Here is a 24,062-nt window from a genome sequence, read left to right as displayed (position 1 = left end):
TTACCGTTTGAGCAATGGGGGGACGCAGGAGGATAGGGTAAGCGCGCTGCTGGATTAGCGCGTCCAAGCAGTTAGGCCGGTAACGAGGCAAATCCCGTTACCATACAGGCTGAGCTGTGACGGCGAGGGAAATTTAGTACCGAAGTTCCTGATTCCACACTGCCAAGAAAAGCCTCTAGCGAGGGAAAAGGTGCCCGTACCGCAAACCGACACAGGTAGGCGAGGAGAGAATCCTAAGGTGAGCGAGAGAACTCTCGTTAAGGAACTCGGCAAAATGACCCCGTAACTTCGGGAGAAGGGGTGCTCATTAGGGTGAATAGCCCTGATGAGCCGCAGTGAATAGGCCCAGGCGACTGTTTAGCAAAAACACAGGTCTCTGCGAAGCCGCAAGGCGAAGTATAGGGGCTGACGCCTGCCCGGTGCTGGAAGGTTAAGAGGAGAGGTTAGCGCAAGCGAAGCTTTGAATCGAAGCCCCAGTAAACGGCGGCCGTAACTATAACGGTCCTAAGGTAGCGAAATTCCTTGTCGGGTAAGTTCCGACCCGCACGAAAGGCGTAACGATCTGGGCACTGTCTCAACGAGAGACTCGGTGAAATTATAGTACCTGTGAAGATGCAGGTTACCCGCGACAGGACGGAAAGACCCCGTGGAGCTTTACTGTAGCCTGATATTGAATTTTGGTACAGCTTGTACAGGATAGGTAGGAGCCTGAGAAGCCGGAGCGCTAGCTTCGGTGGAGGCGTCGGTGGGATACTACCCTGGCTGTATTGAAATTCTAACCCGCGCCCCTGATCGGGGCGGGAGACAGTGTCAGGTGGGCAGTTTGACTGGGGCGGTCGCCTCCTAAAAAGTAACGGAGGCGCCCAAAGGTTCCCTCAGAATGGTTGGAAATCATTCGCAGAGTGTAAAGGCACAAGGGAGCTTGACTGCGAGACCTACAAGTCGAGCAGGGACGAAAGTCGGGCTTAGTGATCCGGTGGTTCCGCATGGAAGGGCCATCGCTCAACGGATAAAAGCTACCCCGGGGATAACAGGCTTATCTCCCCCAAGAGTCCACATCGACGGGGAGGTTTGGCACCTCGATGTCGGCTCATCGCATCCTGGGGCTGTAGTCGGTCCCAAGGGTTGGGCTGTTCGCCCATTAAAGCGGTACGCGAGCTGGGTTCAGAACGTCGTGAGACAGTTCGGTCCCTATCCGTCGTGGGCGCAGGAAATTTGAGAGGAGCTGTCCTTAGTACGAGAGGACCGGGATGGACGCACCGCTGGTGTACCAGTTGTCTTGCCAAAGGCATCGCTGGGTAGCTATGTGCGGAAGGGATAAGTGCTGAAAGCATCTAAGCATGAAGCCCCCCTCGAGATGAGATTTCCCATAGCGTCAAGCTAGTAAGATCCCTGAAAGATGATCAGGTTGATAGGTCAGAGGTGGAAGCGTGGCGACATGTGGAGCTGACTGATACTAATCGATCGAGGACTTAACCAAGTTATATTGGTTATTACTCGGCAAATGCTTCTTCATACATTATCTAGTTTTGAGGGAACGAAGTTTCTTCAATCAAATAGTCCGGTGGCGATAGCGAGAAGGTCACACCCGTTCCCATACCGAACACGGAAGTTAAGCTTCTCAGCGCCGATGGTAGTTGGGGGCTGTCCCCCTGTGAGAGTAGGACGCTGCCGGGCACATGAAAGAGCACCTGATGGGTGCTCTTTTTTGTGTGTAAATATAGGAGCTGAAACAGTTGAACTCTTCCTTTTTGGCAGATATATGCTTCACTTCTACGCTATATGCGACCAGAATCAAATTATATGCGCCACTCCTTATTCTGCCGTCTGTTTTAAAAGTTAAAACTGTTCTTTATGTAGATGAATTTTGCCAAATGTAAGATAAGTTCCAAAACATGCTAGATAAAAATGAAAACTTGTTAGATAAACTTTCGAACTTGTTAGATAAAACCCCAAACATGCTAGATAAACTCCCAAACCTGCCAGATAAAATGTCCGAGCCTCATTCCTCCATACAAAACCCATTAAAAGATAAACAGTTTCATCCCACTCCAAAAAGGATAACCTATACACAAAGAATCAATTTTTGAAAAAAGGTTATCAAAAGCCAATTTCTTTTGTACAATAGTGACTTAATGGGGAGAGGACACTCATTTGCCTCTTAGTTCCCCTATGAAGGAGGACTTGCATTGCTGGAAAACAGTTTTATTATGGTCGCTATTATTTTGATTATTAATATCGTATATGTATCGTTTTTTACCATCAGGATGATTCTGACGCTTAAGGGACAGCGTTACCTGGCAGCTTTTTTAAGCACCATCGAAGTTGTTATCTATGTGATTGGACTAGGGCTGGTTCTGGATAACCTGAATGAAATACAAAATTTAATTGCTTATGCAGTCGGTTATGGAATCGGCGTTATTGTCGGCATGAAAATTGAAGAGAAGCTGGCTCTTGGCTATATTACCGTAAATGTAATTACAAAGGAATATGATAGAGACCTGCCAAAAGCTTTAAGAGAAAAAGGGTATGGCGTAACCAACTGGGCTGCCAATGGTCTTGAAGGCGATCGGATGGCCCTGCAGATCCTGACACCGAGAAAATATGAGCTGAAGCTTTATCAGACGATTAAAGAGCTGGATCCTAAGGCCTTTATCATCGCTTATGAGCCAAAAACGATTCATGGCGGCTTCTGGGTAAAATCAGTTAAGAGAGGAAAGTTGTCTCAATGAGCAAAGGCAAGAATAAAATTTCGTTCGAAGTCCAGGAAAATGAAACGATTGACCAATGCCTGGAAAGAATCAAAAAGGCTGGATATATACCTGTCAGAAGGACTGAGAAGCCTATTTTTAAAGAAGTTAAGACAGGCAGTAAAGTCGATTATGAACCGGCCGGCCGGCAAATTGTTTTTGAGGCAAAACGAGCAGATGGTTAAAACACGAACAATAATTGTCTGACTTTTAGTATTGTTCGATTTTTTAATTGACAGAATATCAGGTATGTTGTTAATATGGTGGTAGTTAATAAAACGTGAATAACCCCCTCGTATAATAATGGGAATAGGGCCCATAAGTTTCTACCTGGCAACCGTAAATTGCCGGACTATGAGGGAAAGATGATATGCCCGGCATGCAGAAGGAATGATCCCTGCCGTTTGCAGGTTTCTTCCTTAACGGTTCTTTTTAGCCCGGACAGATTACTTTCTCTCATATAAGAGAAGGGTCTGTGCGGGTTTTTTATATTGGACGATTTGGAGGAGATGGAATGAGCGTACAAGCCGCAGTCATTATGGGAAGCAAATCAGATTGGGAGACAATGAAGCACGCTTGCGGAATTCTGGAAGAGCTTGAAATTTCTTTTGAAAAGAAGGTTGTTTCAGCCCATCGGACTCCAGACCTAATGTTTGAATATGCTGAGCAGGCAAGGGACAGAGGCATTAAGGTTATTATTGCGGGTGCAGGCGGAGCGGCGCACCTGCCTGGAATGGTAGCTGCGAAAACGACACTTCCTGTAATTGGAGTACCAGTGCAATCAAAGGCTCTAAACGGACTGGATTCATTGCTGTCCATTGTTCAGATGCCCGGCGGCGTTCCGGTTGCAACGGTTGCGATTGGAAAAGCAGGAGCCACTAACGCCGGATTGCTGGCAGCAGAAATCCTTGGCGCTTTTGATACAGCCATTGCAGAACGTCTTCAGTCAAAAAGAGATAAAACAAAACAGGAAGTACTGGAAAGCAGTGATGAACTTGTCTAAAACAACCATTTTACCCGGACAAACAATTGGAATTATTGGCGGGGGGCAGCTTGGCAGAATGATGGCCCTGGCAGCCAAGGCAAATGGCTTCAGGATTGCCGTTTTGGATCCGGCAGAAGATTCTCCCTGCGGCCAGGTTGCGGATATTAAAATCATTGGCGAATACGGACATTTAGATTCTATAAAAGAGCTGGCAAAAGTGAGTGATGTTGTCACTTATGAGTTTGAAAATATCAGTGCGGAAGCTCTTGAGTGGCTATGTGCAAATGCATACGTCCCCCAGGGGAGCACGGTGCTGGAGATTACCCAGGACCGGACAAAGGAAAAAGCAGCCATCCAAAAAGCCGGCTGCGAGGTAGCGCCATATGCGGTCATTACGACTGAAAAAGGCATTTATGATAATATAGAAAAGCTTGGCTATCCAGCCGTATTAAAGACTTCCAGAGGCGGATATGACGGAAAAGGGCAAGTTGTGATAAAGAGCGGGCAGGATATTAAGAAAGCTGCACAGCTCCTAGAGAATGGCGAGTGTGTCCTTGAAAAATGGATCGCTTTCGAAAAGGAAATATCGGTTATTATCTGTCGGAATATTTCGGGGAAAAAGCGGTATTCCCAGTCGGGGAAAATGTTCATAAAGAAAACATTCTGCACCAGACCATTGTGCCGGCCATGATCACAGCTGATGCTGAGGAACGGGCAGTAAAGGCAGCAAATCAGCTGGCAGAAGCTTTAAGCCTTGTCGGTACATTGGCAGTCGAAATGTTTCTGACAAAAGACGGTCAGATTTACATTAACGAGCTTGCGCCTCGTCCGCATAACTCAGGCCATTATTCCATTGAAGCTTGCGAAACCTCCCAGTTTGAACAGCACATCCGTGCGGTTTGCAATTGGCCGCTTGGCAGTACGGAGCTATTAAAACCAGCTGTTATGGTAAACATACTAGGAGAGCACCAGGAGCCTTTAATTGAGAAAATTCCTGAATTGGATGACTGGAAGATACACTTGTACGGAAAAAAGGATGCCAAATATAAACGCAAGATGGGCCATGTCACGCTTTTGCGGAACTCAGCCGAAGAGGCAATTGAAGAAGCAGAAAAAAGCGGCATTTGGACCCCTGTGAAGGAAAAGATCGGAGGATAAAACATGATTGAACGTTATACGAGACCGGAAATGGGAGCTATCTGGACAGAAGAGAACCGCTTTCAGGCTTGGCTTGAGGTAGAAATTCTTGCCTGTGAAGCCTGGGCTGAATTAGGAGATATTCCGAAAGAAGATGTTCAGAAAATCCGTGAGAATGCTTCTTTTAATATTGACCGCATTAAAGAAATCGAAGAGGAAACACGACATGATGTTGTTGCTTTTACTCGGGCGGTATCTGAAACACTTGGCGAGGAGCGCAAATGGGTTCACTACGGGCTTACGTCAACAGATGTCGTTGACACGGCGCTTTCTTACTTAATCAAGCAGGCGAATGACATTCTTCTAAAAGATATTGAACGCTTTGTGGAAATCCTGAAAAACAAAGCACAGGAACACAAACATACAGTGATGATGGGCCGTACGCACGGAGTGCATGCTGAGCCAACTACTTTCGGTTTAAAGCTTGCATTATGGTATGAAGAAATGAAGCGTAATCTTGACCGCTTTAAAGAAGCAGCGGCTGGTGTAGAGTTCGGTAAAATCTCTGGTGCCGTTGGAACATATGCAAACATCGATCCGTTCGTTGAAAAATATGTGTGTGAAAAGCTGGGCATCCAGCCAGCGCCAATTTCAACGCAAACACTTCAGCGTGACCGTCATGCACATTATATGGGTGCGCTTGCACTTGTAGCCACTTCAATTGAAAAATTTGCGACGGAGATCCGCGGTCTGCAAAAAAGCGAAACGCGTGAAGTGGAAGAGTTTTTCGCGAAAGGCCAAAAGGGATCATCAGCCATGCCGCATAAACGCAATCCAATTGGTTCAGAAAATATGACAGGTATGGCAAGAGTGATCCGCGGTTATATGATGACTGCGTATGAAAATGTGGCATTATGGCATGAGCGCGATATTTCCCACTCATCAGCTGAAAGAATCATCCTGCCTGATGCAACGATTGCGCTGAACTATATGCTGAACCGCTTTGGGAATATTGTTAAGAACTTAACCGTTTTCCCTGAAAACATGAAACGCAATATGGACCGTACGTTAGGGCTAATTTACTCTCAGCGTGTTCTTCTAGCCTTGATTGACAAGGGCATGACTCGCGAAGAGGCATATGACACTGTTCAGCCGCGAGCCATGGAAGCATGGGAAAAGCAGGTACAATTCCGCAGCCTTATTGAGCAGGACGAAACTATTTCATCAAAGCTATCCGAAGCAGAAATAGATGACTGCTTTGACTATAACTACCACATCAAGCATGTGGATACCATTTTTGACCGTCTGGGTTTATAAAAAAATAAAGAGGTAAAGAGCAGTCTTTACCTCTTTATTATCGGGAAAATTCCCAATCTTCTTATTAATAAAGTCCGCTATCTAAATAAGGGAGGCTCTCCGCAATGGAAAAAGGAGCATTGTTATACGAAGGCAAAGCCAAAAAGGTATATAGGACAAACGATGAAAATATTGTCTGGATTGAATATAAAGATTCTGCAACAGCCTTTAATGGGGAGAAAAAAGCGAGCATCTGCGGCAAGGGCCGGCTGAATAATGAGATTACCAGTTTGCTATTTTCAAAGCTTCAGGAGCTGGGGATTGGTTCACATTTTATTAAAAAGCTTTCGGAGACAGAACAGCTTGTGAAAAAAGTGGATATCATTCCGCTCGAAACAGTGGTCCGCAATGTTGCGGCGGGGAGCTTTTCTAAGAGATTGGGAGTTGAAGAAGGGAAAGAATTATCAAGACCAATTGTTGAGTTCTACTACAAAGATGATGAGCTTGGTGATCCGCTGCTGACAGAAGATCATATTGAAGTTCTTCAATTGGCTGATAAGCAGGAAGTTGCCCTTTTACAGGAAAAAGCACTACAGGTTAATGCCGTATTAAAAGATTTTTTCAAAGACCTGGGCATTAAACTAGTAGATTTCAAGCTGGAGTTTGGTAAAGATGAATCAGGCCAAATTTTGCTGGCTGATGAGATTTCTCCAGATACCTGCAGGCTTTGGGATATTGAAACAAATGAAAAATTGGATAAAGACGTTTTCCGCAGGGACCTTGGAAATTTAACGGATGCATATGAAAATATTTTAGCGAGACTGGGAGGCCAAACAGTATGTACAAAGTAAAAGTTTTCGTCACATTAAGAGAAAGTGTTCTAGATCCTCAAGGAACAGTTGTAAAAACTCTCTGCATTCCATGAACTACAGCGAAGTTTCTGATGTGCGCATAGGAAAATATATGGAGCTGACAGTGGAAAAAAGCGACCGTCCTGTAGAAGAAGCTGTGAAGGAAATGTGTGAGCGCTTATTGGCTAACGTTGTGATTGAAGATTACCGCTTTGAAATCGAGGAGGCTGTTGCTCAGTGAAGTTCGCTGTGATCGTATTTCCAGGGTCCAATTGTGACATCGATATGTACCATGCAGTAAAGGATGAGCTTGGAGCGGAAGCCGAATATGTCTGGCATGACGCGGAAAGCTTAGACGAATATGACGGAATTCTTCTTCCAGGAGGTTTTTCTTACGGAGATTATCTTCGTTCGGGTGCTGTTGCCCGCTTCAGCAATGTCATGAAAGAAGTAGTGAAAGCGGCTGAGGAAGGCAAGCCGGTTCTCGGTGTCTGCAACGGTTTTCAAATTCTGCTTGAAGCAGGTCTTCTGCCGGGAGCAATGAGAAGAAACGACAGCCTGAAATTCATCTGCCGTACGGTGGAGCTGAAGGTTGAAAACAACGAAACTATGTTTTCATCTGCATACGAGAAGGATGAAGTAATTAATATTCCAATCGCTCATGGCGAAGGAAACTATTATTGTGATGAAGCAACTCTTGCAGCTTTAAAGGCAAATAATCAGATTGTCTTTACTTATAATGAAACAAATCCAAATGGCAGCCTGGAAAACATTGCAGGTATTGTCAATGAAAAAGGAAATGTGCTCGGTATGATGCCGCACCCTGAGAGAGCTGTTGATGAGCTTTTAGGGGGAGCAGATGGCCTGAAACTTTTTCAATCAATCGTAAAACAATGGAGGGAAGCATATGTCGTTAATGCTTGAGCCAAGTCCGGAACAGTTAAAGGCACAGAAGGTATACAAAGAAATGGGTTTGTCTGATGACGAATTTGCGATGATTGAAAAGATTATCGGGCGTTTGCCAAATTACACAGAAATCGGTTTGTTTTCGGTTATGTGGTCAGAGCATTGCAGCTATAAAAACTCAAAGCCCGTTTTAAGCAAGTTCCCGACAACAGGAGAGAAAGTACTTCAGGGACCAGGGGAAGGAGCTGGAATTGTTGATATCGGCGATGGGCAAGCAGTTGTGTTTAAAATCGAAAGCCACAATCACCCTTCTGCAATCGAGCCTTACCAGGGGGCAGCAACAGGTGTCGGCGGGATTATCCGCGATGTATTTTCAATGGGCGCAAGACCGGTCGCACTCCTCAACTCTTTACGCTTTGGAGAATTGGATTCTCCTCGTGTACGGTACCTTTTTAAAGAAGTAGTCGCAGGCATTGCGGGCTACGGAAACTGCATTGGCATTCCTACAGTTGGGGGAGAAGTGCAGTTTGATTCTTCCTATGAAGGAAATCCGCTTGTTAACGCGATGTGTGTCGGCTTAATCGACCATAAAGACATTAAAAAAGGCCAGGCCCATGGAGTAGGCAACACCGTTATGTATGTTGGCGCGAAAACGGGCCGTGATGGTATCCATGGTGCTACTTTTGCATCTGAAGAACTGACAGACCAATCAGAATCAAAACGCCCGGCGGTACAGGTTGGCGATCCATTCATGGAAAAGCTTCTGCTGGAGGCATGTCTTGAACTGGTACAGTCTGACGCACTAGTCGGCATTCAGGATATGGGAGCTGCAGGTTTGACAAGCTCTTCTGCTGAAATGGCCAGCAAAGCGGGATCAGGGATTGAAATGAATCTTGACCTTGTTCCTCAAAGGGAAACAGGTATGACAGCATATGAAATGATGCTTTCCGAGTCTCAGGAGAGAATGCTGATTGTCGTGAAAAAAGGACGCGAACAGGAGATTGTGGATTTATTTTCAAAATATGGCCTGGAAGCCGTTTCTGTCGGCAAGGTAACGGATGATAAAATGCTCCGCCTTACTCATCAGGGGGAAGTAGTGGCAGAGCTTCCAGTAGATGCACTTGCAGAGGATGCGCCAGTTTATCATAAGCCATCAAGCGAGCCTGAGTATTTCCGTGAATTCCAGGCGATGGAAAATGAAATTCCTGCGGTTGAAGATTATAAAGAAACATTGGTAAAGCTTCTCCAGCAGCCGACAATCGCCAGCAAGGAATGGGTTTATGACCAATACGACTATATGGTTCGCACCAATACAGTAGTAGCACCTGGATCAGATGCAGCTGTCATCCGCATCCGCGGCACCCGCAAAGGATTGGCTATGACAACAGACTGTAATTCACGGTATATGTATCTTGACCCTGAAACAGGCGGAAAAATAGCTGTTGCAGAAGCGGCAAGAAATATCATTTGCTCCGGCGGTCAGCCATTGGCGATCACGGATAATCTGAACTTCGGAAATCCGGAGAAGCCTGAAATCTTCTGGCAGATTGAAAAAGCGGCAGACGGAATCAGTGAAGCATGCCGCACATTGGATACACCAGTTATCGGCGGAAACGTCTCTTTATATAACGAAACAAATGGAACAGCGATCTACCCGACACCTGTCATCGGAATGGTCGGGCTTGTAGAAGACATTGACCATGTGACAACACAATCTTTTAAAGCAGCTGGGGACTTAATTTATCTGGTAGGCGAAACAAAGGATGAATTCGGCGGCAGTGAGCTGCAGAAGATGACATACGGAAAGATCTTCGGAAAAGCGCCTGCACTTGATCTCGAAAAAGAGGAAAAGGCACAGGAGCAAATTTTAAAAGCCATTCGTTCGGGACTTGTAGCATCTGCCCATGATGTGGCAGAAGGCGGGCTGGCTGTAGCTGCTGCGGAAAGCCTGATCGGTTCAAAAGGTCTGGGAGCGGATATCAAGGTAACAGGAAATGCGACTTCAGCTTTATTCAGTGAATCACAATCCCGTTTCTTGCTATCTGTAAAAAAAGAAGATCAGGAAGCTTTTGAAAATTTAGTAGATGCGACACTAATTGGTGAAGTAACAGAAGCACCTGTACTATATCTCTCCAATGAAGAGGGCCTACTGCTTGCCGAACAGGTTGAGGTTCTAAAGCAGGCCTGGAAAGGAGCTATTCCATGCTTGCTGAAATAAGAGGATTGAATGAAGAGTGCGGTGTTTTTGGAATCTGGGGGCATCAGGATGCCTCCCAAATCACGTATTACGGGCTTCACAGCCTGCAGCACCGAGGCCAGGAAGGAACAGGAATGGTTGTTACCGATGGCAAAAAGCTGAAAGGCATGAAAGGTGAAGGACTTGTAACGGAAATTTTCACAGCAGATGCCATGAAGGAGCTGGAAGGAAAAGCAGCGATCGGACATGTTCGCTATGCGACTGCCGGCGGGGGCGGATATGAAAATGTCCAGCCTCTCTTGTTCAACTCACAAAGCGGCAGTCTTGCTCTTTGCCATAACGGAAACCTGGTGAATGCGACTGCCTTGAAGCATCAGCTTGAAGGGCAGGGCAGCATTTTTCAAACGAGCTCGGATACAGAGGTGCTGGCGCACTTGATTAAGCGTGCAGGCTTCTCTTCACTTAAGGACCGTGTCAAAAATGCTTTATCCATGATTAAAGGAGCTTATGCTTTTCTGATCATGACCGAAACAGAGCTGATGGTTGCATTGGACCCGAACGGCATGAGGCCGCTCTCACTTGGCAAAATTGGTGATGCTTATGCGGTTGCATCTGAAACCTGTGCTTTTGATGTGGTCGGTGCAGAGTATATCCGCGATATTCTTCCGGGAGAACTGCTGATTATTGACGACAATGGATTCCGGTCAGAGATGTTTGCCATGGCCTCTAATATTGCCATGTGCACGATGGAATATGTATATTTCTCCCGTCCGGACAGCAATATCAACGGAATCAATGTGCATACAGCCCGGAAAAACCTTGGAAAGCAGCTGGCTCTTGAAGTGCCAATTGAAGGTGATGTTGTTACGGGAGTGCCGGATTCCAGCATATCGGTTGCGATTGGCTATGCTGAAGCGTCGGGCATTCCATACGAGATGGGCCTGATTAAAAACCGCTATGTGGGACGCACATTTATCCAGCCATCCCAGTCGCTGCGTGAGCAGGGTGTGAAAATGAAGCTGTCTCCGGTACGCGGAGTGGTAGAAGGCAAGAGAGTCATCATGGTGGATGACTCGATCGTCCGCGGAACAACAAGCAGACGGATCGTTACCATGCTGAAGGAAGCTGGTGCGACTGAGGTGCATGTGTTGATCAGCTCACCGCCGATTAAGAATCCATGCTTCTATGGGATCGATACATCGACAAAGGAAGAACTGATTGCCGGCAATCATTCTGTTGAGGAAATAAGAGAAATCATTGGTGCGGACACACTTACCTTTTTAAGTACAGAGGGTATGGTCAAAGCAATCGGCCGAAAAGACGGACAATGCCTGGCATGCTTTACAGGCCAGTACCCGACGGAGATTTATCCGAGCACTTTGCACCCATATGAAAAGGTGTAAATATAAAAATCAGCCGGTATTTTGTTCTTTTCGGCCGGTGAATCATCAATTTTGACCGGTAAAAGCACAATGTTGGCCGATAAAATACAAAATCGGCCTTTATTTTTCCAACCATGAGGTGAAAAGGAATGGCAAATGCATATAAACAGGCCGGAGTTGATATTGAAGCTGGCTATGAAGCAGTTTCCCGCATGAAAAAACACGTACAGAAGACGATGCGTCCTGGTGTACTTGGCGGTTTAGGCGGATTTGGCGGCATGTTCGATCTTTCAGAACTGAACCTGAAGGAACCGGTTTTAGTTTCAGGTACAGATGGTGTCGGCACGAAGCTGATGCTCGCTTTTATGATGGATAAGCATGACACCATTGGGGTTGATGCTGTCGCCATGTGCGTAAATGATATTGTCGTACAGGGAGCAGAGCCTCTTTATTTCTTAGATTATATCGCCTGCGGAAAAGCAGCGCCTGAACGGATTGAAGCGATTGTGAAAGGCATCGCGGATGGCTGCGAACAGGCTGGATGTGCACTTGTAGGCGGTGAAACAGCCGAAATGCCTGGCATGTACAGTGTGGAAGAATATGACCTTGCCGGATTTGCTGTCGGTGCCTGTGAAAAATCGAACCTGATTAATGGTGCGGACATCAAGGCAGGAGATGTGCTGATCGGTCTTGCCTCCAGCGGGATTCACAGCAATGGCTACTCACTTGTCAGAAAGCTGTTTTTTGAAAAAGCGAATATGTCCTTAACAGAGCATGTAGAAGAATTAGGCTGCACTTTAGGGGAAGAGCTGCTTCGCCCGACAAAAATTTACGTAAAGCCGCTTCTGTCAGCTATGAAGCAGTTCAAGCTGAAGGGTATGGCACATATTACAGGCGGCGGATTTATTGAAAATATCCCGCGCATGCTGCCTGAAGGTCTTGGCGCCCAGCTTACTGAAAGCAATTGGGAAGTGCCGCCTGTGTTCACGGTGATGGAGAAGATCGGCGGACTGGAACGCAAAGAAATGTACAACATTTTTAATATGGGAACAGGCATGGTGATTGCAGCAGATAAAGAAATTGCTGATGAACTGATCGCCTACTTTAATGAAATGGGCGAAAATGCCTATCTGATGGGGACAGTAACGGGTCAGGAAGGAATCGAAATTCTGTAACTTGGAGGAAGTCATGAAAAAAATAGCAGTGTTTGCTTCCGGAAGCGGAACGAACTTTCAGGCCATTGCTGATGCTGTAAAAAAAGGTGAGTTGCAGGCTGAGATTGTCTTGTTTGTCTGTGATCGGCCAGGTGCATACAGCATTGAACGTGCACAAAACGAACAAGTTCCGCAGTTTGTTTTTTCAGCTAAAGACTATGCCGGCAAAGCAGAGTATGAAAGAGCGATTTTGCAAAGGCTGCAGGAGAGCGGCGCCGAGTATATTATTCTCGCAGGCTATATGAGACTGATTGGCCCGACGCTTTTGAAAGAGTTTGAAGGCAGGATTATTAATATCCATCCTTCTCTTCTTCCCGCTTTTCCAGGTAAGGATGCAATTGGCCAGGCGTTATCTGCCAATGTGAAGGTAAGCGGTGTGACGGTTCATTTTGTCGATGAAGGTATGGATACTGGGCCGATTATTGCTCAAGCGCCAGTTGATATAAATGCTGGTGAAACGCTTGAAAGCCTTCAAAAGAAGATACATGAAGTCGAGCACAAACTTTATCCGCAGGTTTTGCAAAATCTTTTCTATGCTAAAATGGTAGAGTGTTAAAGTATATCATTCAACAGAGTCAGGGGGAGCGAACATGAAGAAACGTGCATTAATCAGTGTTTCCGACAAAAATGGCATCACAGAATTTGCCCGGCAGCTAAGCGAACTGGGTTTCGAAATTATTTCAACAGGCGGTACCAAAAAAGCGCTTGAAGAGAGTGGGGTTCCTGTTATCGGCGTAAGCGATGTGACAGGCTTTCCGGAAATCCTGGAAGGACGTGTGAAAACATTAAATCCAATGATACATGGCGGACTGCTGGCTAAGCATGGCGAACCAGCCCACAAGCAGCAGCTTGAGGAGCATGGGATCCAGCCTATCCAGGTTGTGTGCGTGAATTTGTATCCGTTCCAGCAAACCATAGCTAAACCGGATGTGACAGTAGAGGATGCGATAGAGAATATTGATATCGGCGGCCCGTCCATGCTGCGTGCTTCCGCCAAGAACCATGAATATGTAACGGTTGTGGTGGATCCTGTCGATTATGAAACAGTTCTTTCACAGCTGAAAGAAACCGGAGAGGTTCAAAAGGAAACCCGCCGCAGGCTTGCTGCGAAGGTATTCCGCCACACAGCTGCCTATGATGCGATGATCGCTGAATATATGACAGATTTGGCAAATGAAGAAACGCCTGAAAAATTAACGGTTACTTATGAATTGAAGCAAACATTGAGATACGGGGAGAATCCGCATCAAAGTGCTGCGTTTTACCGTAAGCCGCTTGGTTCTGAATTTTCGATTGCGAACGCTGAACAGCTCCACGGCAAGGAATTATCCTACAACAATATCAACGATGCAGATGCAGCTCTCCAAATTGTAAAAGAATTCTCAGAGCCTGCAGCCGTTGCTGTTAAGCATATGAATCCTTGCGGTGTGGGGACCGGAGAAAATGTATTTGATGCTTTTTCAAAAGCTTTCGCAGCTGACCCTGTTTCAATTTTCGGCGGAATCATTGCCTTAAACAGGGAAGTAGATGCAGATACAGCTAATAAGCTTTATGAGATCTTCCTTGAGATCATTATTGCGCCATCCTTCTCAGATGAAGCGCTTGAAATTTTAAAAGGGAAAAAGAATCTGCGCCTGCTGACCATTCCTTTTGAAGGCAAAAAGAAAGCGGAGATGAGATTGTCCGCTATTGAAGGCGGCTTGCTGACGCAGGAATATGATCTATTCACTCTTGAAGATGCCGAAGTAAAAGTAGCAACAAAGAGGGAGCCGACAGAAGAAGAGTGGAAAGCACTTAAGCTAGGCTGGAAAGTCGTCAAGCATGTGAAATCCAATGCGATAGTCGTCAATGATGCAAACATGACACTTGGAGTTGGTGCCGGGCAGATGAACCGCGTTGGCTCTGCCAAAATTGCGCTTGAACAGGCAGGAGAAAAAGCAAACGGAGCCGTAATGGCATCGGATGCCTTTTTCCCAATGAACGATACCGTTGAAGTCGCAGCCAAAGCAGGCATCACAGCCATCATCCAGCCGGGGGGCTCCATCCGTGATGAAGACTCCATCAAAAAGGCCGACGAGTACGGAATTGCCATGGTCTTTACCGGCGTAAGGCACTTTAAACATTAAACGAAAAGCGGAAGCGCCTCGATCAGGGGCGACAAGCATAAGACGAGCTGTCGGAAAGGTGGCTCTTTACCTTTTTGACAGATTGGCTTATGACCTCGAGCCCCTGAGGCGCTGTAGCTGGACAAAAGAAAAGCGGAAGCGCCTCGATAGGAGGAACGCAGACTAAGAGCGCCACGTCCTGTGGCAACGTCTACATGACTCCCATCCTGGGAGCCTCAAGCATAAGACGAGCTGTTGGAAAGGTGGCTCTTTACCTTTTTGACAGATTGGCTTATGACCTCGAGCTCCTAGGCGCTGTAGCTAAACAATACGAAAAACGGAAGCTGACATTTTACGGAGGTGGGCGTAATGAAGGTATTGGTTATTGGAAGAGGCGGACGTGAACATGCAATTTGCTGGAAGATGAATCAAAGCCCTTCAGTTGAACAGGTTTTTGCGGCTCCGGGAAATCCGGGAATGGAAGATTCAGCAGTGCTGGCTGCCATCCAGGAAAACGATCAGGAAAAGCTTGTGCAATTTGCTCGGGAAAATGAAATTGACTTGACTGTAATCGGACCGGAAGTGCCGCTGCTGGAGGGGCTGGCAGACCGATTTGAAGAAGCCGGGTTAAGGGTATTTGGACCAAAAAAAGCTGCAGCTGAAATTGAAGGCAGCAAGTCCTTTGCCAAAGAGCTTATGAAGAAATATGCTATCCCTACTGCCGAATATGGAGTATTCAGCAACTATGAAGAAGCGAAAGCCTATATTGAAGCAAAGGGCGCTCCCATTGTTCTGAAAGCAGATGGACTTGCAGCAGGGAAAGGCGTAATAGTGGCCATGACTATGCAGGAAGCATTATCAGGGATTGAGGAGCTATTATTAAATGAAAAGTTTGGCCACGCTTCTTCAACAGTGGTAATTGAAGAATTCCTTGAAGGGGAAGAGTTCTCTTTAATGGCCTTTGTGAACGGAGAAACGGTAGTTCCTCTTGAAATTGCACAGGATCACAAGCGTGCTTTTGACGGAGATCAGGGACCGAATACAGGCGGAATGGGTGCTTATTCACCCGTACTGCATATTGGTAATGAAACAGTTGCAGAGGCTGTTGAACAAGTTTTGAAGCCGGCAGCAAAAGCAATGGTTCAGGAAGGCCGTAGTTTCACCGGAATCCTATATGCAGGCCTGATTAAAACAGTAGCAGGCCCGAAGGTAATCGAATTTAATGCCCGCTTTGGAGATCCTGAAACACAGGTGATTTTACCGCGGATGAATTCGGATCTGGCGGAAGTAATGCTGGCAGTCCTGAATGGGGAGCAGCCTGAAATCGAGTGGAGTGAAGAAGCGATCGTCGGAGTGGTTGCTGCTTCAAAGGGCTACCCTGAAGCATACGAAAAAGGAGCTGTTCTGCATGGACTGCATTCGCTTGAAGATGTTTTTGTCTTCCATGCCGGCACTGAACGAAACAGCTCAGGTGAGTATGTGACAAATGGAGGCCGCGTGCTGCTGGCAGGCGCTAGAGCGTCTACACTGAAAGAAGCGCAGCAAAAAGTATACTCTGAAATGGAAAACCTTCACTGCGAAGGTGTCTTCTACCGCAGGGATATTGCAGGTAAAGCTATCGCGCACGTCCTTTCTTAGTCTTCCGGATATACACAAACAGAAGTGCTACAATGCTTCCGATTATGGCTGTCAGCACAAATGTCATATCCATTACGTATTCCCAGAACATATTGTCAGCTCCTTTCTATAGTACAGCCCCCAAATAGGGGCTGTATTTTTTAAACATTGAATTATATCTTTGCACTTCGAGAACTGTCTAGCTCCAGCGCCTACCCCCTCGAGGTCACAAGCTTGTCTAGTTGCGGCTCCTAGGGACTCGGGGTCATAAGCCGTTTCCTTTCAGAAGGAAAAACGCCTTCTTACAGGAACCGTCTTATGCCTGTCGTCCCTGGGCAGTCGCCTCCACATTTCCTACACTCCTCCCAAAAAGGCAAAGGACGCCTTTCCGGGAGGAACGTCTTGTGCTTGAGGCCCCCAGGATGGGGGTCATGCAGACGTTGCCACAGGACGTGGCGTTCTTAGTCTGCGTTCCTTCGTGGGCAAGGCGCTTCCGCTTTTCTTAAGACGGATTATAAGGCAGAATCTCCTCAACAGCCTCATTATTATTATTATTATTATTGTGATTTCCTCTCTTTTCCTGAACCATGTCCTGGCCTCTTTCAAAAAGAGCTGTCAATGGGCAAAAGCGGACAATCCCCTCAGCCACTTTCATGCCTCCAAGCATGGCCATCACAAGATATGAGTCCCTCCAAGGCCTCTTCACAAGCTTTGAAGTGCTCCAGGCCAGTACCGTTAGTCCGACTGTTATGCGTATTAAGGCATTTACAATGCCGATATTTGATTTTACATGCATAGGTCCCACCACTTTCACGAAATTTTTACAATCTTTTACTGATTCTTTAATGCGTTAAACAGTGAAATATGTTACTATAGTAAAACAAGAGCAAATGAAAGGGCTTTCTTTATTGATATAAAGCCATTTAACTCATTGTATTCATACTAAAAACAGAGTCTTTTATATATAGATGTCAACAAGGGAGGGAGTATAGTGCTGGAACAGCGTTACCGTTGGAAAAACAGGCACTTGCGTGAACATGTTTCCGTATTGGACGGAAAACTTTCACCGACGATATTACTTAAGGACGCGCGTTATCTGAATCAGGCGCTTCGCAAATGGATAACAGCAAATGTATGGATTTATGGCGACCGTATTGTTTATGTGGGCGAAAAGCTGCCGGAAAAAACAGATCAGTGCGAGGTCATTGATTGTACAGGACTTACGCTCGTACCCGGATATATTGAGCCGCATGCCCATCCATTTCAATTATATAATCCCCATTCCCTGGCGAGCTATGCATCGCAGTTTGGGACAACAACCCTGATTAATGACAACATGGTGCTTGCTTTACAGCAGGATAAAAAGAAAGCGTTTTCTTTTTTAAAGGAAATGAGAAACATGCCTGCAACAACCTATTGGTGGTGCCGATTTGATGCTCAAACAGAGATCCAGCGCGAAGAATCTGTGTTTTCCCATGGAAACGTTAAATCGTGGCTAGAACATGATGCGGTGCTTCAGGGAGGTGAGCTGACAGGCTGGCCGAAGCTATTGGATGGCGATGATATGATGCTTCATTGGATTCAGGAAACAAAGCGGATGAGGAAAAAGATTGAAGGCCATTTTCCGGGGCATCCGAAAAGACGCTGGCAAAGCTTATGCTGCTTGGTGCTGATTGTGATCATGAGTCAATGACAGGAAAGGATGTCTATAATCGCCTTTTACAGGGATATACCGTATCTCTCAGATATTCTTCCATCCGTCCGGATCTGCCGGTTTTATTGGAGGAAATGAATGAAATGGGTATTGATCAATATGATCGGATGGTCTTAACAACAGACGGTTCCTTTTCTTCTTTTTATGAGCAGGGAATCATTGACCATATGATCCGCATTGCCATAGAAAAAGGAGTGCCGGTTATTGATGCGTATAATATGGCAACCATTAATGTGGCCCGTCATTATGGAATCGATTATTTACATGGCTCCATTGCGACAGGGAGGGTTGCCAATATCAATTTCCTCAAAGATGAAAACGAACCAACTCCAATCTCTGTTATTGCCAAAGGGGAATGGGTGAAGAGAGACGGTGAGAACCTGCATGCCTATAAGCCTGTGGCATGGGAAGAATACGGCTTTGAACCGCTGGCTATTGATTGGGAGCTGACAGCTGATGATATGCAATTCTCCATGCCTTTCGGGATAAAGCTTGAGAATGCTGTTATTACGAAGCCATACTCCATCACAATTGATGTATCATCCGAAGAGCTGGGAAAAGACCATGATGAATGTTTCTTCATGCTTATTGACCGGAATGGAAACTGGCGCATCAATACCATATTAAAAGGCTTCTCTAAGAGCCTGGATGGAATGGCAAGTTCATTTTCCAATACCGGTGACATCATCTTGATCGGCAAAAGCAAACAGGAAATGCTGAATGCTTTTAACCGGCTGAAAGAAATTGGCGGAGGCATTGTCATATCTGAAGGGGGAAGGATTGTCCAGGAGATGGAGCTCCGCTTAAAAGGTATCATGTCCCATAAAAATGTGGAGGAATTAATACAGGAAGAAAAACAGCTTGTGCATTATTTGCGTGATCAAGGTTATCGACATGAAGATCCAATGTACACGCTGCTCTTTTTCTCTTCAACCCATCTGCCTTATATCAGGATTACCCAGCAGGGAATGTATGATGTCATGAATAAAACGGTACTCTTTCCAACGATAATGCGTTAAAATATGAAAGAGGTATAATAGATAGAGATTAAAACTGCTCAAGGGAGCTAACATAGAATCCGCATCAAAAGCAAAAATCACACGGGGTGGAAAATGTTAAAAAGATGGATAGCTGTATCAGCAGCGGCAATGCTTCTCGTTTCTGGATGCAGTAAAGAAAAAGCAGAGGAGCCGGCAAAGCAGGAGACGGAAAAAGCGGAAGAAGCCACAAAAGGTGTCAGCTCTGAAAAAGAACTTCCATTTCAATATCCGCTCACAGGCTCCGGATCGGAAACCGAAGTAAATGGAAGAGCTGTAGCGGTGATGATCAATAATCATCCGAAAGCCCGTCCGCAATCAGGGCTTAACCAGGCTGATGTCGTCTATGAAATGCTGGCAGAAGGGGACGTGACTCGTTTTCTTGCTATTTTTCAAAGTGAGCGGCCCGAAATGATAGGGCCTGTCAGAAGTTCCAGGGATTATTATATTGAGCTGGCCAAAGGCTATGACAGCCTCTACATTGCCCACGGCTACAGTCCGGAGGCCAAAGAGCTGCTGGATCAGGGGTATGTAGATAACCTCAACGGAATGCAGTATGACGGTACCCTGTTTAAAAGGGAAAGCTTCAGAAAGGCTCCGCATAATTCCTATATTTCTTTTGACAATGTCCTGAAGGGTGCAAAAGAAAAAAATTATGCAATGGAAGATGAACCGAAATCTCTTAAGTTCCTGTCAAAGGAAGAGGTAAAGGCCATTCAGGGAGAGAAAGCTGACTCTGCCATGATCTCCTACCTGGACAATGAATTATTCAATGTTATCTATGAATATGATGCAGGACTTGAGAAATACAAAAGATATTCCAATGGCGAGCTTACAGCTGACTACAAATCCGGGGAACCTGCATTACTCGATAACATTTTCATTGCAGAAGCAGACCATCAAGTGGTTGACAGCGCAGGCCGCCGTGATATTAACTTAACTTCTGGGGAAAAGGATATCTCCTTCAAGAAGGAAAAGTGACAGAGGTGCAGTGGGAAAATATTGACGGGCGAATTCTTCCTGTCTTAAACGGCCAGCAGACTGGCCTGGTTCCGGGGAAAACATGGATCAACATCGTTCCATCAAACCCGGGCCTTGAGCAAACGGTTTCCTTTGAAGCTAAAAATTAGATTCTGTAACTATAAAATCGCTAATTTAATCTATTCTCTGAGTTGATTGGAGCGGAGGGCACTTGACTCCTGCGGGAAGTGAGGAAAGTGAGAGACCCCACAGGCGAAGCCGAGGAGGCTCTCATTCCTCCCGCGGAAAGCAAGTGTCCGCAGCGGAAATCAACGGGGCAGAGTTCATGCAGGAAAATTTTTAACAAGAACCTTAATTTAAAACTATTACAATAAAGGGGTATGCAAATATATGCAAATTGATAAGCTAAGAGGCAAAGAACTGGATCAGTTATTTAAGTCAGTATTATCTTTAAAAGACCTTGAGGAGTGCTACCGATTCTTTGACGACTTATGTACAGTGAACGAAATACAATCCCTGGCACAGCGCCTGGAAGTGGCACGCATGCTTCGCGAAGGTAAAACCTACCATAAAATCGAAACAGATACAGGTGCCAGCACGGCAACCATTTCACGTGTAAAACGCTGCCTCAACTATGGAAATGATGCCTATGAAATGGCATTGGAAAGAATCAAAGAAGAAGAAGCTGAAAAAGCGTAAATATTCGTTTTGCTTAAACCGATGGGGATGTTCCCGCGGTTTTTTCTTTGTCTTCTATTAATATTTTTCCACCCCATTCTTACATCCTGCTTATATTTTTTATTCCCAATCTTAAATGATATAATGATGAAATGGAATGATAGAATGGAGGCAATTTTGCATGTATGATGTTCGCGAATGGAGCCATGTATTCAAGCTCGATCCGGATAAAAATATATCAGATGAAGACCTGGAGAAAATTTGCGAGTCAGGGACCGATGCGATTATTGTGGGCGGCACAGACGGGATCACAGTGGAGAAGGTGCTGGATTTAATGGCCCGCATCCGCAGATACACGGTTCCCTGTGTGCTGGAGGTTTCGTCCATTGATTCAGTTACACCGGGCTTTGACCTGTATTTTATCCCGACAGTCCTTAACAGCCGGGATGTAAAGTGGGTTACAGGCCTTCATCAGGAAGCTGTAAAAGAATATGGGGATATTATGAATTGGGAAGAAATCCTTGTTCAGGGCTATTGCATTCTGAATGAAGAATGTAAAGCCGCGCAAGTCACCAATTCACGTACAGATTTATCTCTTGATGAGGTAAGAGCCTATGCCATGATGGCCGAGAAAATGTTCCGCCTGCCCATCTTCTATCTCGAATACAGCGGAAAGTACGGAGATCCAGAAGTGGTCTCAGAGGTGAAAAATACGCTTGAAGATACCGTATTATTTTACGGAGGAGGCATCCTGAGTGCAGGACAGGCAAAAGAAATGGCCGAGCATGCGGACGTCATTGTGGTCGGAAATGTTATTTATGATGATTTGCAGGCTGCATTGGCCACAGTCGAAGCCGCTCGTGCGTAATTCAGGTTGCTGATGCTCAGCAAACAAGATAAAATAGAGTATAAGAACATATGTTTCTATGGTGGTGAAGAGAAGGAATGCAATTTTTAACAGATAAATTATTGAACGGACTTAACCCGCAGCAGCAAAATGCGGTAAAAGCAACTGACGGACCACTTCTTATAATGGCAGGAGCGGGAAGCGGAAAGACAAGAGTCCTTACGCACAGAATTGCTTACTTAATGGTAGAAAAGGGTGTGAACCCCTACAATATTCTGGCAATCACTTTTACAAACAAAGCAGCCCGTGAAATGCGTGACCGTATCCATAACATGATGGGCGGAGCAGCAGATAATATCTGGATTTCAACGTTCCACTCGATGTGTGTGCGTATCTTGAGAAGAGATATTGACCGGATTGGCTATAACCGCAATTTCACAATTCTGGATTCAACGGACCAGCAATCCGTTATTAAATCGATCCTAAAGGATAAAAACCTGGATCCCAAGAAATTTGATCCCCGTGCAATCCTGGGATCGATCAGTTCGGCAAAAAATGAATTGATTACCCCTGAAGAGTATGCGAAAACAGCTGGAGATTATATTCAGCAAGTTGCCAGTGATGTATATACAGAATACCAAAAGAGATTAAGACGCAACCAGGCGCTTGATTTCGATGATCTAATTATGATCACGATTCAGCTGTTCCAGCGGGTTCCGGAAGTGCTGGAATATTATCAGAGAAAATTCCAATACATTCATGTGGATGAGTATCAGGATACAAACAGAGCCCAATATATGCTTGTAAAGCTAATGGCAAGCCGATTTAAGAATCTTTGTGTAGTCGGTGATTCGGATCAGTCCATTTATAAATGGCGTGGTGCGGACATTGCCAACATTCTTTCCTTTGAGAAGGATTATCCTAATGCACAAACCATCATGCTTGAACAAAATTACCGTTCAACGAAAAGAATCCTGTTGGCTGCGAACGAAGTCATCAGCAAGAACCTGAACAGAAAGCCGAAAAACCTCTGGACCGAAAATGCAGAAGGCAATAAGATCTTCTACTATCGTGCTGACAGCGAGCAGGGAGAAGCTCAGTTTGTTGCAGGTAAAATCAAGGAATACATTAGCACCGGCAAGCGAAGCGCTTCGGATATCGCGATCTTGTATCGGACCAATGCACAGTCCCGTGTAATGGAGGAAGTGCTGTTAAAGTCGAACATAGAGTATTCCATTGTCGGAGGCATCAAGTTCTATGACCGCAAAGAAATCAAGGACATCCTTGCTTATCTGCGTCTGATTGCCAATCCGGATGATGATATCAGCCTTCAGCGTGTGATTAATGTGCCGAAGCGCGGAATCGGCTCCGGTTCGGTTGATAAAATCGCCAACTTTGCACAGCTTCATGAAATGAGCATGTTTGAAGCACTTGAATCAATTGAACTGATTGGCTTGAGCCCGAAAATTACAAAAGGGGCCATTGAATTCAGGGATTTAGTTAAAAACTATACACAAATGCAGGAATACCTGTCTGTGACAGAACTTGTGGAAGGGCTTTTGGAAAAATCAGGCTATCGCGATATGCTGATTGCCGAGAAGTCCATTGAAGCCCAGAGCCGTCTGGAAAACATTGATGAATTCCTGTCTGTTACAAAAAACTTTGAAGAAGCCAGCGAAGACAAATCGCTTATCGCATTTTTGACTGATTTGGCTCTTGTAGCTGACATTGATAAATTGGACGATGATGGTGAAAAAGCCGAATCTGTTGTTCTTATGACACTTCATTCAGCAAAAGGGCTTGAATTCCCTGTTGTCTTTTTACTGGGCCTTGAGGAAGGTGTATTCCCGCACAGCCGTTCTCTAATGGAAGAGTCTGAAATGGAAGAGGAGAGGCGCCTTGCTTATGTGGGAATCACCAGGGCAGAAGAGGAGCTTTTCATTACGAATGCTCAAATGCGTACTTTATTTGGACGCACGAACATGAATCCGCCATCCCGGTTTATTAAAGAAATACCTGCTGATTTGCTGGATGGTCTTGAACCTGCTAAAAAGCCGTCTCCATTTGGATCATCACCGTTTGGCTCTCCGTCTGCTTCAAGAGGAGCACAGCCTCAGCGGAAAGCAGTGATTCGTCCATCTGCATCGAACACAGGCGGTGACGATATTGCCTGGAAGGTCGGCGACAAAGCTCAGCACGGAAAATGGGGAACAGGTACTGTTGTCAGTGTGAAAGGATCCGGCGAAGGAACAGAGCTGGATATTGCGTTCCCGAAACCAGTTGGCATTAAGCGTCTGCTGGCCAAATTTGCACCGATTACAAAGGCATAACCCCGCTGCATTTTCATTGGATTATAGAAAGGGTT

The 24,062-nt window shown here is 45.6% G+C and carries 17 protein-coding genes, 2 rRNA genes, 4 pseudogenes and 1 riboswitch (1 of these 24 cut by a window edge); of the genes and pseudogenes, 21 read left to right on the top strand and 2 right to left on the bottom strand.

All coding sequences use genetic code 11. The features are described 5' to 3' along the window. The 16 genes and pseudogenes from LLY41_RS21485 to purD form a co-directional block, all read left to right on the top strand. A 23S ribosomal RNA gene (locus LLY41_RS21485) occupies positions 1–1,480 on the top strand; it begins 1,456 nt to the left of the window's first position. 80 nt (positions 1,481–1,560) lie between these two features. After that, positions 1,561–1,677 (top strand): 5S ribosomal RNA (rrf, locus tag LLY41_RS21480). Positions 1,678–2,189: 512 nt separating this feature from the next. After that, positions 2,190–2,732 (top strand): DUF2179 domain-containing protein, encoded by a 543-nt coding sequence (locus tag LLY41_RS21475; protein ID WP_304586564.1) that lies wholly within the window; start codon positions 2,190–2,192, stop codon positions 2,730–2,732. Further along, positions 2,729–2,935 (top strand): NETI motif-containing protein, encoded by a 207-nt coding sequence (locus LLY41_RS21470; RefSeq protein WP_304586563.1) that lies wholly within the window; start codon positions 2,729–2,731, stop codon positions 2,933–2,935. The genes LLY41_RS21475 and LLY41_RS21470 overlap by 4 nt, the downstream gene beginning before the upstream one ends. Before the next feature lie 88 nt (positions 2,936–3,023). Then, positions 3,024–3,125, top strand: a riboswitch (purine riboswitch). Positions 3,126–3,264: 139 nt separating this feature from the next. Continuing rightward, entirely contained in the window at positions 3,265–3,753 is a 489-nt protein-coding gene (gene purE / locus LLY41_RS21465; protein WP_304586562.1) for a 5-(carboxyamino)imidazole ribonucleotide mutase, read from the top strand. Beyond that, positions 3,680–4,893 (top strand): annotated as a pseudogene (gene purK / locus LLY41_RS21460) (5-(carboxyamino)imidazole ribonucleotide synthase). Before purE ends, purK begins: the two are co-directional and overlap by 74 nt. Before the next feature lie 3 nt (positions 4,894–4,896). Then, positions 4,897–6,189, top strand: coding sequence for an adenylosuccinate lyase (purB, locus tag LLY41_RS21455; RefSeq protein ID WP_304586561.1), 1,293 nt, complete (start codon positions 4,897–4,899; stop codon positions 6,187–6,189). Between the two features lie 104 nt (positions 6,190–6,293). Then, positions 6,294–7,019, top strand: coding sequence for a phosphoribosylaminoimidazolesuccinocarboxamide synthase (gene purC, locus LLY41_RS21450; RefSeq protein WP_095245424.1), 726 nt, complete (start codon positions 6,294–6,296; stop codon positions 7,017–7,019). Beyond that, positions 7,007–7,260, top strand: a pseudogene (purS, locus tag LLY41_RS21445) (phosphoribosylformylglycinamidine synthase subunit PurS). The gene purC and the pseudogene purS overlap by 13 nt, the downstream one beginning before the upstream one ends. Further along, complete coding sequence (purQ, locus tag LLY41_RS21440; RefSeq protein ID WP_304586560.1) at positions 7,257–7,943, top strand: phosphoribosylformylglycinamidine synthase subunit PurQ; 687 nt, start codon at positions 7,257–7,259, stop codon at positions 7,941–7,943. Before purS ends, purQ begins: the two are co-directional and overlap by 4 nt. Next, positions 7,927–10,143 carry a phosphoribosylformylglycinamidine synthase subunit PurL gene (gene purL, locus LLY41_RS21435; protein WP_304586559.1) on the top strand — a complete coding sequence of 739 codons (2,217 nt, stop codon included), beginning with the start codon at positions 7,927–7,929 and terminating at the stop codon, positions 10,141–10,143. Before purQ ends, purL begins: the two co-directional genes overlap by 17 nt. After that, positions 10,128–11,525, top strand: coding sequence for an amidophosphoribosyltransferase (purF, locus tag LLY41_RS21430; protein WP_095245427.1), 1,398 nt, complete (start codon positions 10,128–10,130; stop codon positions 11,523–11,525). Before purL ends, purF begins: the two co-directional genes overlap by 16 nt. A 128-nt stretch (positions 11,526–11,653) precedes the next feature. Further along, a complete protein-coding gene (purM, locus tag LLY41_RS21425) occupies positions 11,654–12,679 on the top strand; it encodes a phosphoribosylformylglycinamidine cyclo-ligase (protein ID WP_304586558.1) in 1,026 nt (341 codons plus the stop codon). A 13-nt stretch (positions 12,680–12,692) separates the two neighbouring features. Beyond that, complete coding sequence (gene purN / locus LLY41_RS21420; RefSeq protein ID WP_095245429.1) at positions 12,693–13,274, top strand: phosphoribosylglycinamide formyltransferase; 582 nt, start codon at positions 12,693–12,695, stop codon at positions 13,272–13,274. A gap of 34 nt (positions 13,275–13,308) precedes the next feature. Next, the gene (gene purH / locus LLY41_RS21415; RefSeq protein ID WP_304586557.1) at positions 13,309–14,844 is read left to right on the top strand and encodes a bifunctional phosphoribosylaminoimidazolecarboxamide formyltransferase/IMP cyclohydrolase; all 1,536 of its coding nucleotides are present in this window, start codon (positions 13,309–13,311) and stop codon (positions 14,842–14,844) included. A 348-nt stretch (positions 14,845–15,192) separates the two neighbouring features. Beyond that, positions 15,193–16,461, top strand: coding sequence for a phosphoribosylamine--glycine ligase (gene purD, locus LLY41_RS21410; protein ID WP_304586556.1), 1,269 nt, complete (start codon positions 15,193–15,195; stop codon positions 16,459–16,461). Here the strand turns inward: purD and LLY41_RS22535 are convergent. Both LLY41_RS22535 and LLY41_RS21405 read right to left on the bottom strand, forming a co-directional pair. Further along, on the bottom strand, positions 16,439–16,552 hold the full coding sequence (locus LLY41_RS22535; RefSeq protein ID WP_323805933.1) for an EYxxD motif small membrane protein: 114 nt from the start codon (positions 16,550–16,552) through the stop codon (positions 16,439–16,441). The genes purD and LLY41_RS22535 overlap by 23 nt on opposite strands. A 390-nt stretch (positions 16,553–16,942) precedes the next feature. Beyond that, complete coding sequence (locus LLY41_RS21405; RefSeq protein ID WP_304586555.1) at positions 16,943–17,236, bottom strand: YgaP family membrane protein; 294 nt, start codon at positions 17,234–17,236, stop codon at positions 16,943–16,945. Positions 17,237–17,431: 195 nt separating this feature from the next. Here LLY41_RS21405 and LLY41_RS21400 point away from each other — a divergent pair. The 5 genes and pseudogenes from LLY41_RS21400 to pcrA all read left to right on the top strand — a co-directional run bounded on the left by LLY41_RS21400 (position 17,432) and on the right by pcrA (position 24,027). Further along, positions 17,432–19,173 (top strand): annotated as a pseudogene (locus tag LLY41_RS21400) (adenine deaminase C-terminal domain-containing protein). A gap of 93 nt (positions 19,174–19,266) precedes the next feature. Beyond that, positions 19,267–20,321 (top strand): annotated as a pseudogene (locus LLY41_RS21395) (DUF3048 domain-containing protein). A 241-nt stretch (positions 20,322–20,562) separates the two neighbouring features. Beyond that, positions 20,563–20,871 (top strand): YerC/YecD family TrpR-related protein, encoded by a 309-nt coding sequence (locus LLY41_RS21390; RefSeq protein ID WP_035333268.1) that lies wholly within the window; start codon positions 20,563–20,565, stop codon positions 20,869–20,871. A 160-nt stretch (positions 20,872–21,031) separates the two neighbouring features. Further along, a complete protein-coding gene (locus LLY41_RS21385; RefSeq protein WP_304586554.1) occupies positions 21,032–21,718 on the top strand; it encodes a heptaprenylglyceryl phosphate synthase in 687 nt (228 codons plus the stop codon). A 77-nt stretch (positions 21,719–21,795) separates the two neighbouring features. Then, the gene (pcrA, locus tag LLY41_RS21380) at positions 21,796–24,027 is read left to right on the top strand and encodes a DNA helicase PcrA (protein WP_304586553.1); all 2,232 of its coding nucleotides are present in this window, start codon (positions 21,796–21,798) and stop codon (positions 24,025–24,027) included. Positions 24,028–24,062 lie beyond the last annotated feature (35 nt).

It is taken from the genome of Cytobacillus firmus, from assembly GCF_023612095.1.
In the GTDB taxonomy this organism is placed as follows: domain Bacteria; phylum Bacillota; class Bacilli; order Bacillales; family Cytobacillaceae; genus Cytobacillus.
Note: the sequence above shows the minus strand (reverse complement) of the source record. Positions and strands in the feature narration are given on the sequence as shown.

What these genes read in the sequence shown, in the direction of transcription:
- LLY41_RS21470 (WP_304586563.1), top strand. Translation starts at nt 2,729, where the DNA reads ATGAGCAAAGGCAAGAATAAAATTTCGTTCGAAGTCCAGGAAAATGAA.
- purE (WP_304586562.1), top strand. Translation starts at nt 3,265, where the DNA reads ATGAGCGTACAAGCCGCAGTCATTATGGGAAGCAAATCAGATTGGGAG.
- purB (WP_304586561.1), top strand. Translation starts at nt 4,897, where the DNA reads ATGATTGAACGTTATACGAGACCGGAAATGGGAGCTATCTGGACAGAA.
- purC (WP_095245424.1), top strand. Translation starts at nt 6,294, where the DNA reads ATGGAAAAAGGAGCATTGTTATACGAAGGCAAAGCCAAAAAGGTATAT.
- purL (WP_304586559.1), top strand. Translation starts at nt 7,927, where the DNA reads ATGTCGTTAATGCTTGAGCCAAGTCCGGAACAGTTAAAGGCACAGAAG.
- purF (WP_095245427.1), top strand. Translation starts at nt 10,128, where the DNA reads ATGCTTGCTGAAATAAGAGGATTGAATGAAGAGTGCGGTGTTTTTGGA.
- purM (WP_304586558.1), top strand. Translation starts at nt 11,654, where the DNA reads ATGGCAAATGCATATAAACAGGCCGGAGTTGATATTGAAGCTGGCTAT.
- purN (WP_095245429.1), top strand. Translation starts at nt 12,693, where the DNA reads ATGAAAAAAATAGCAGTGTTTGCTTCCGGAAGCGGAACGAACTTTCAG.
- purH (WP_304586557.1), top strand. Translation starts at nt 13,309, where the DNA reads ATGAAGAAACGTGCATTAATCAGTGTTTCCGACAAAAATGGCATCACA.
- purD (WP_304586556.1), top strand. Translation starts at nt 15,193, where the DNA reads ATGAAGGTATTGGTTATTGGAAGAGGCGGACGTGAACATGCAATTTGC.
- LLY41_RS22535 (WP_323805933.1), bottom strand. Translation starts at nt 16,552, where the DNA reads ATGTTCTGGGAATACGTAATGGATATGACATTTGTGCTGACAGCCATA.
- LLY41_RS21405 (WP_304586555.1), bottom strand. Translation starts at nt 17,236, where the DNA reads ATGCATGTAAAATCAAATATCGGCATTGTAAATGCCTTAATACGCATA.
- LLY41_RS21390 (WP_035333268.1), top strand. Translation starts at nt 20,563, where the DNA reads ATGCAAATTGATAAGCTAAGAGGCAAAGAACTGGATCAGTTATTTAAG.
- LLY41_RS21385 (WP_304586554.1), top strand. Translation starts at nt 21,032, where the DNA reads ATGTATGATGTTCGCGAATGGAGCCATGTATTCAAGCTCGATCCGGAT.
- pcrA (WP_304586553.1), top strand. Translation starts at nt 21,796, where the DNA reads ATGCAATTTTTAACAGATAAATTATTGAACGGACTTAACCCGCAGCAG.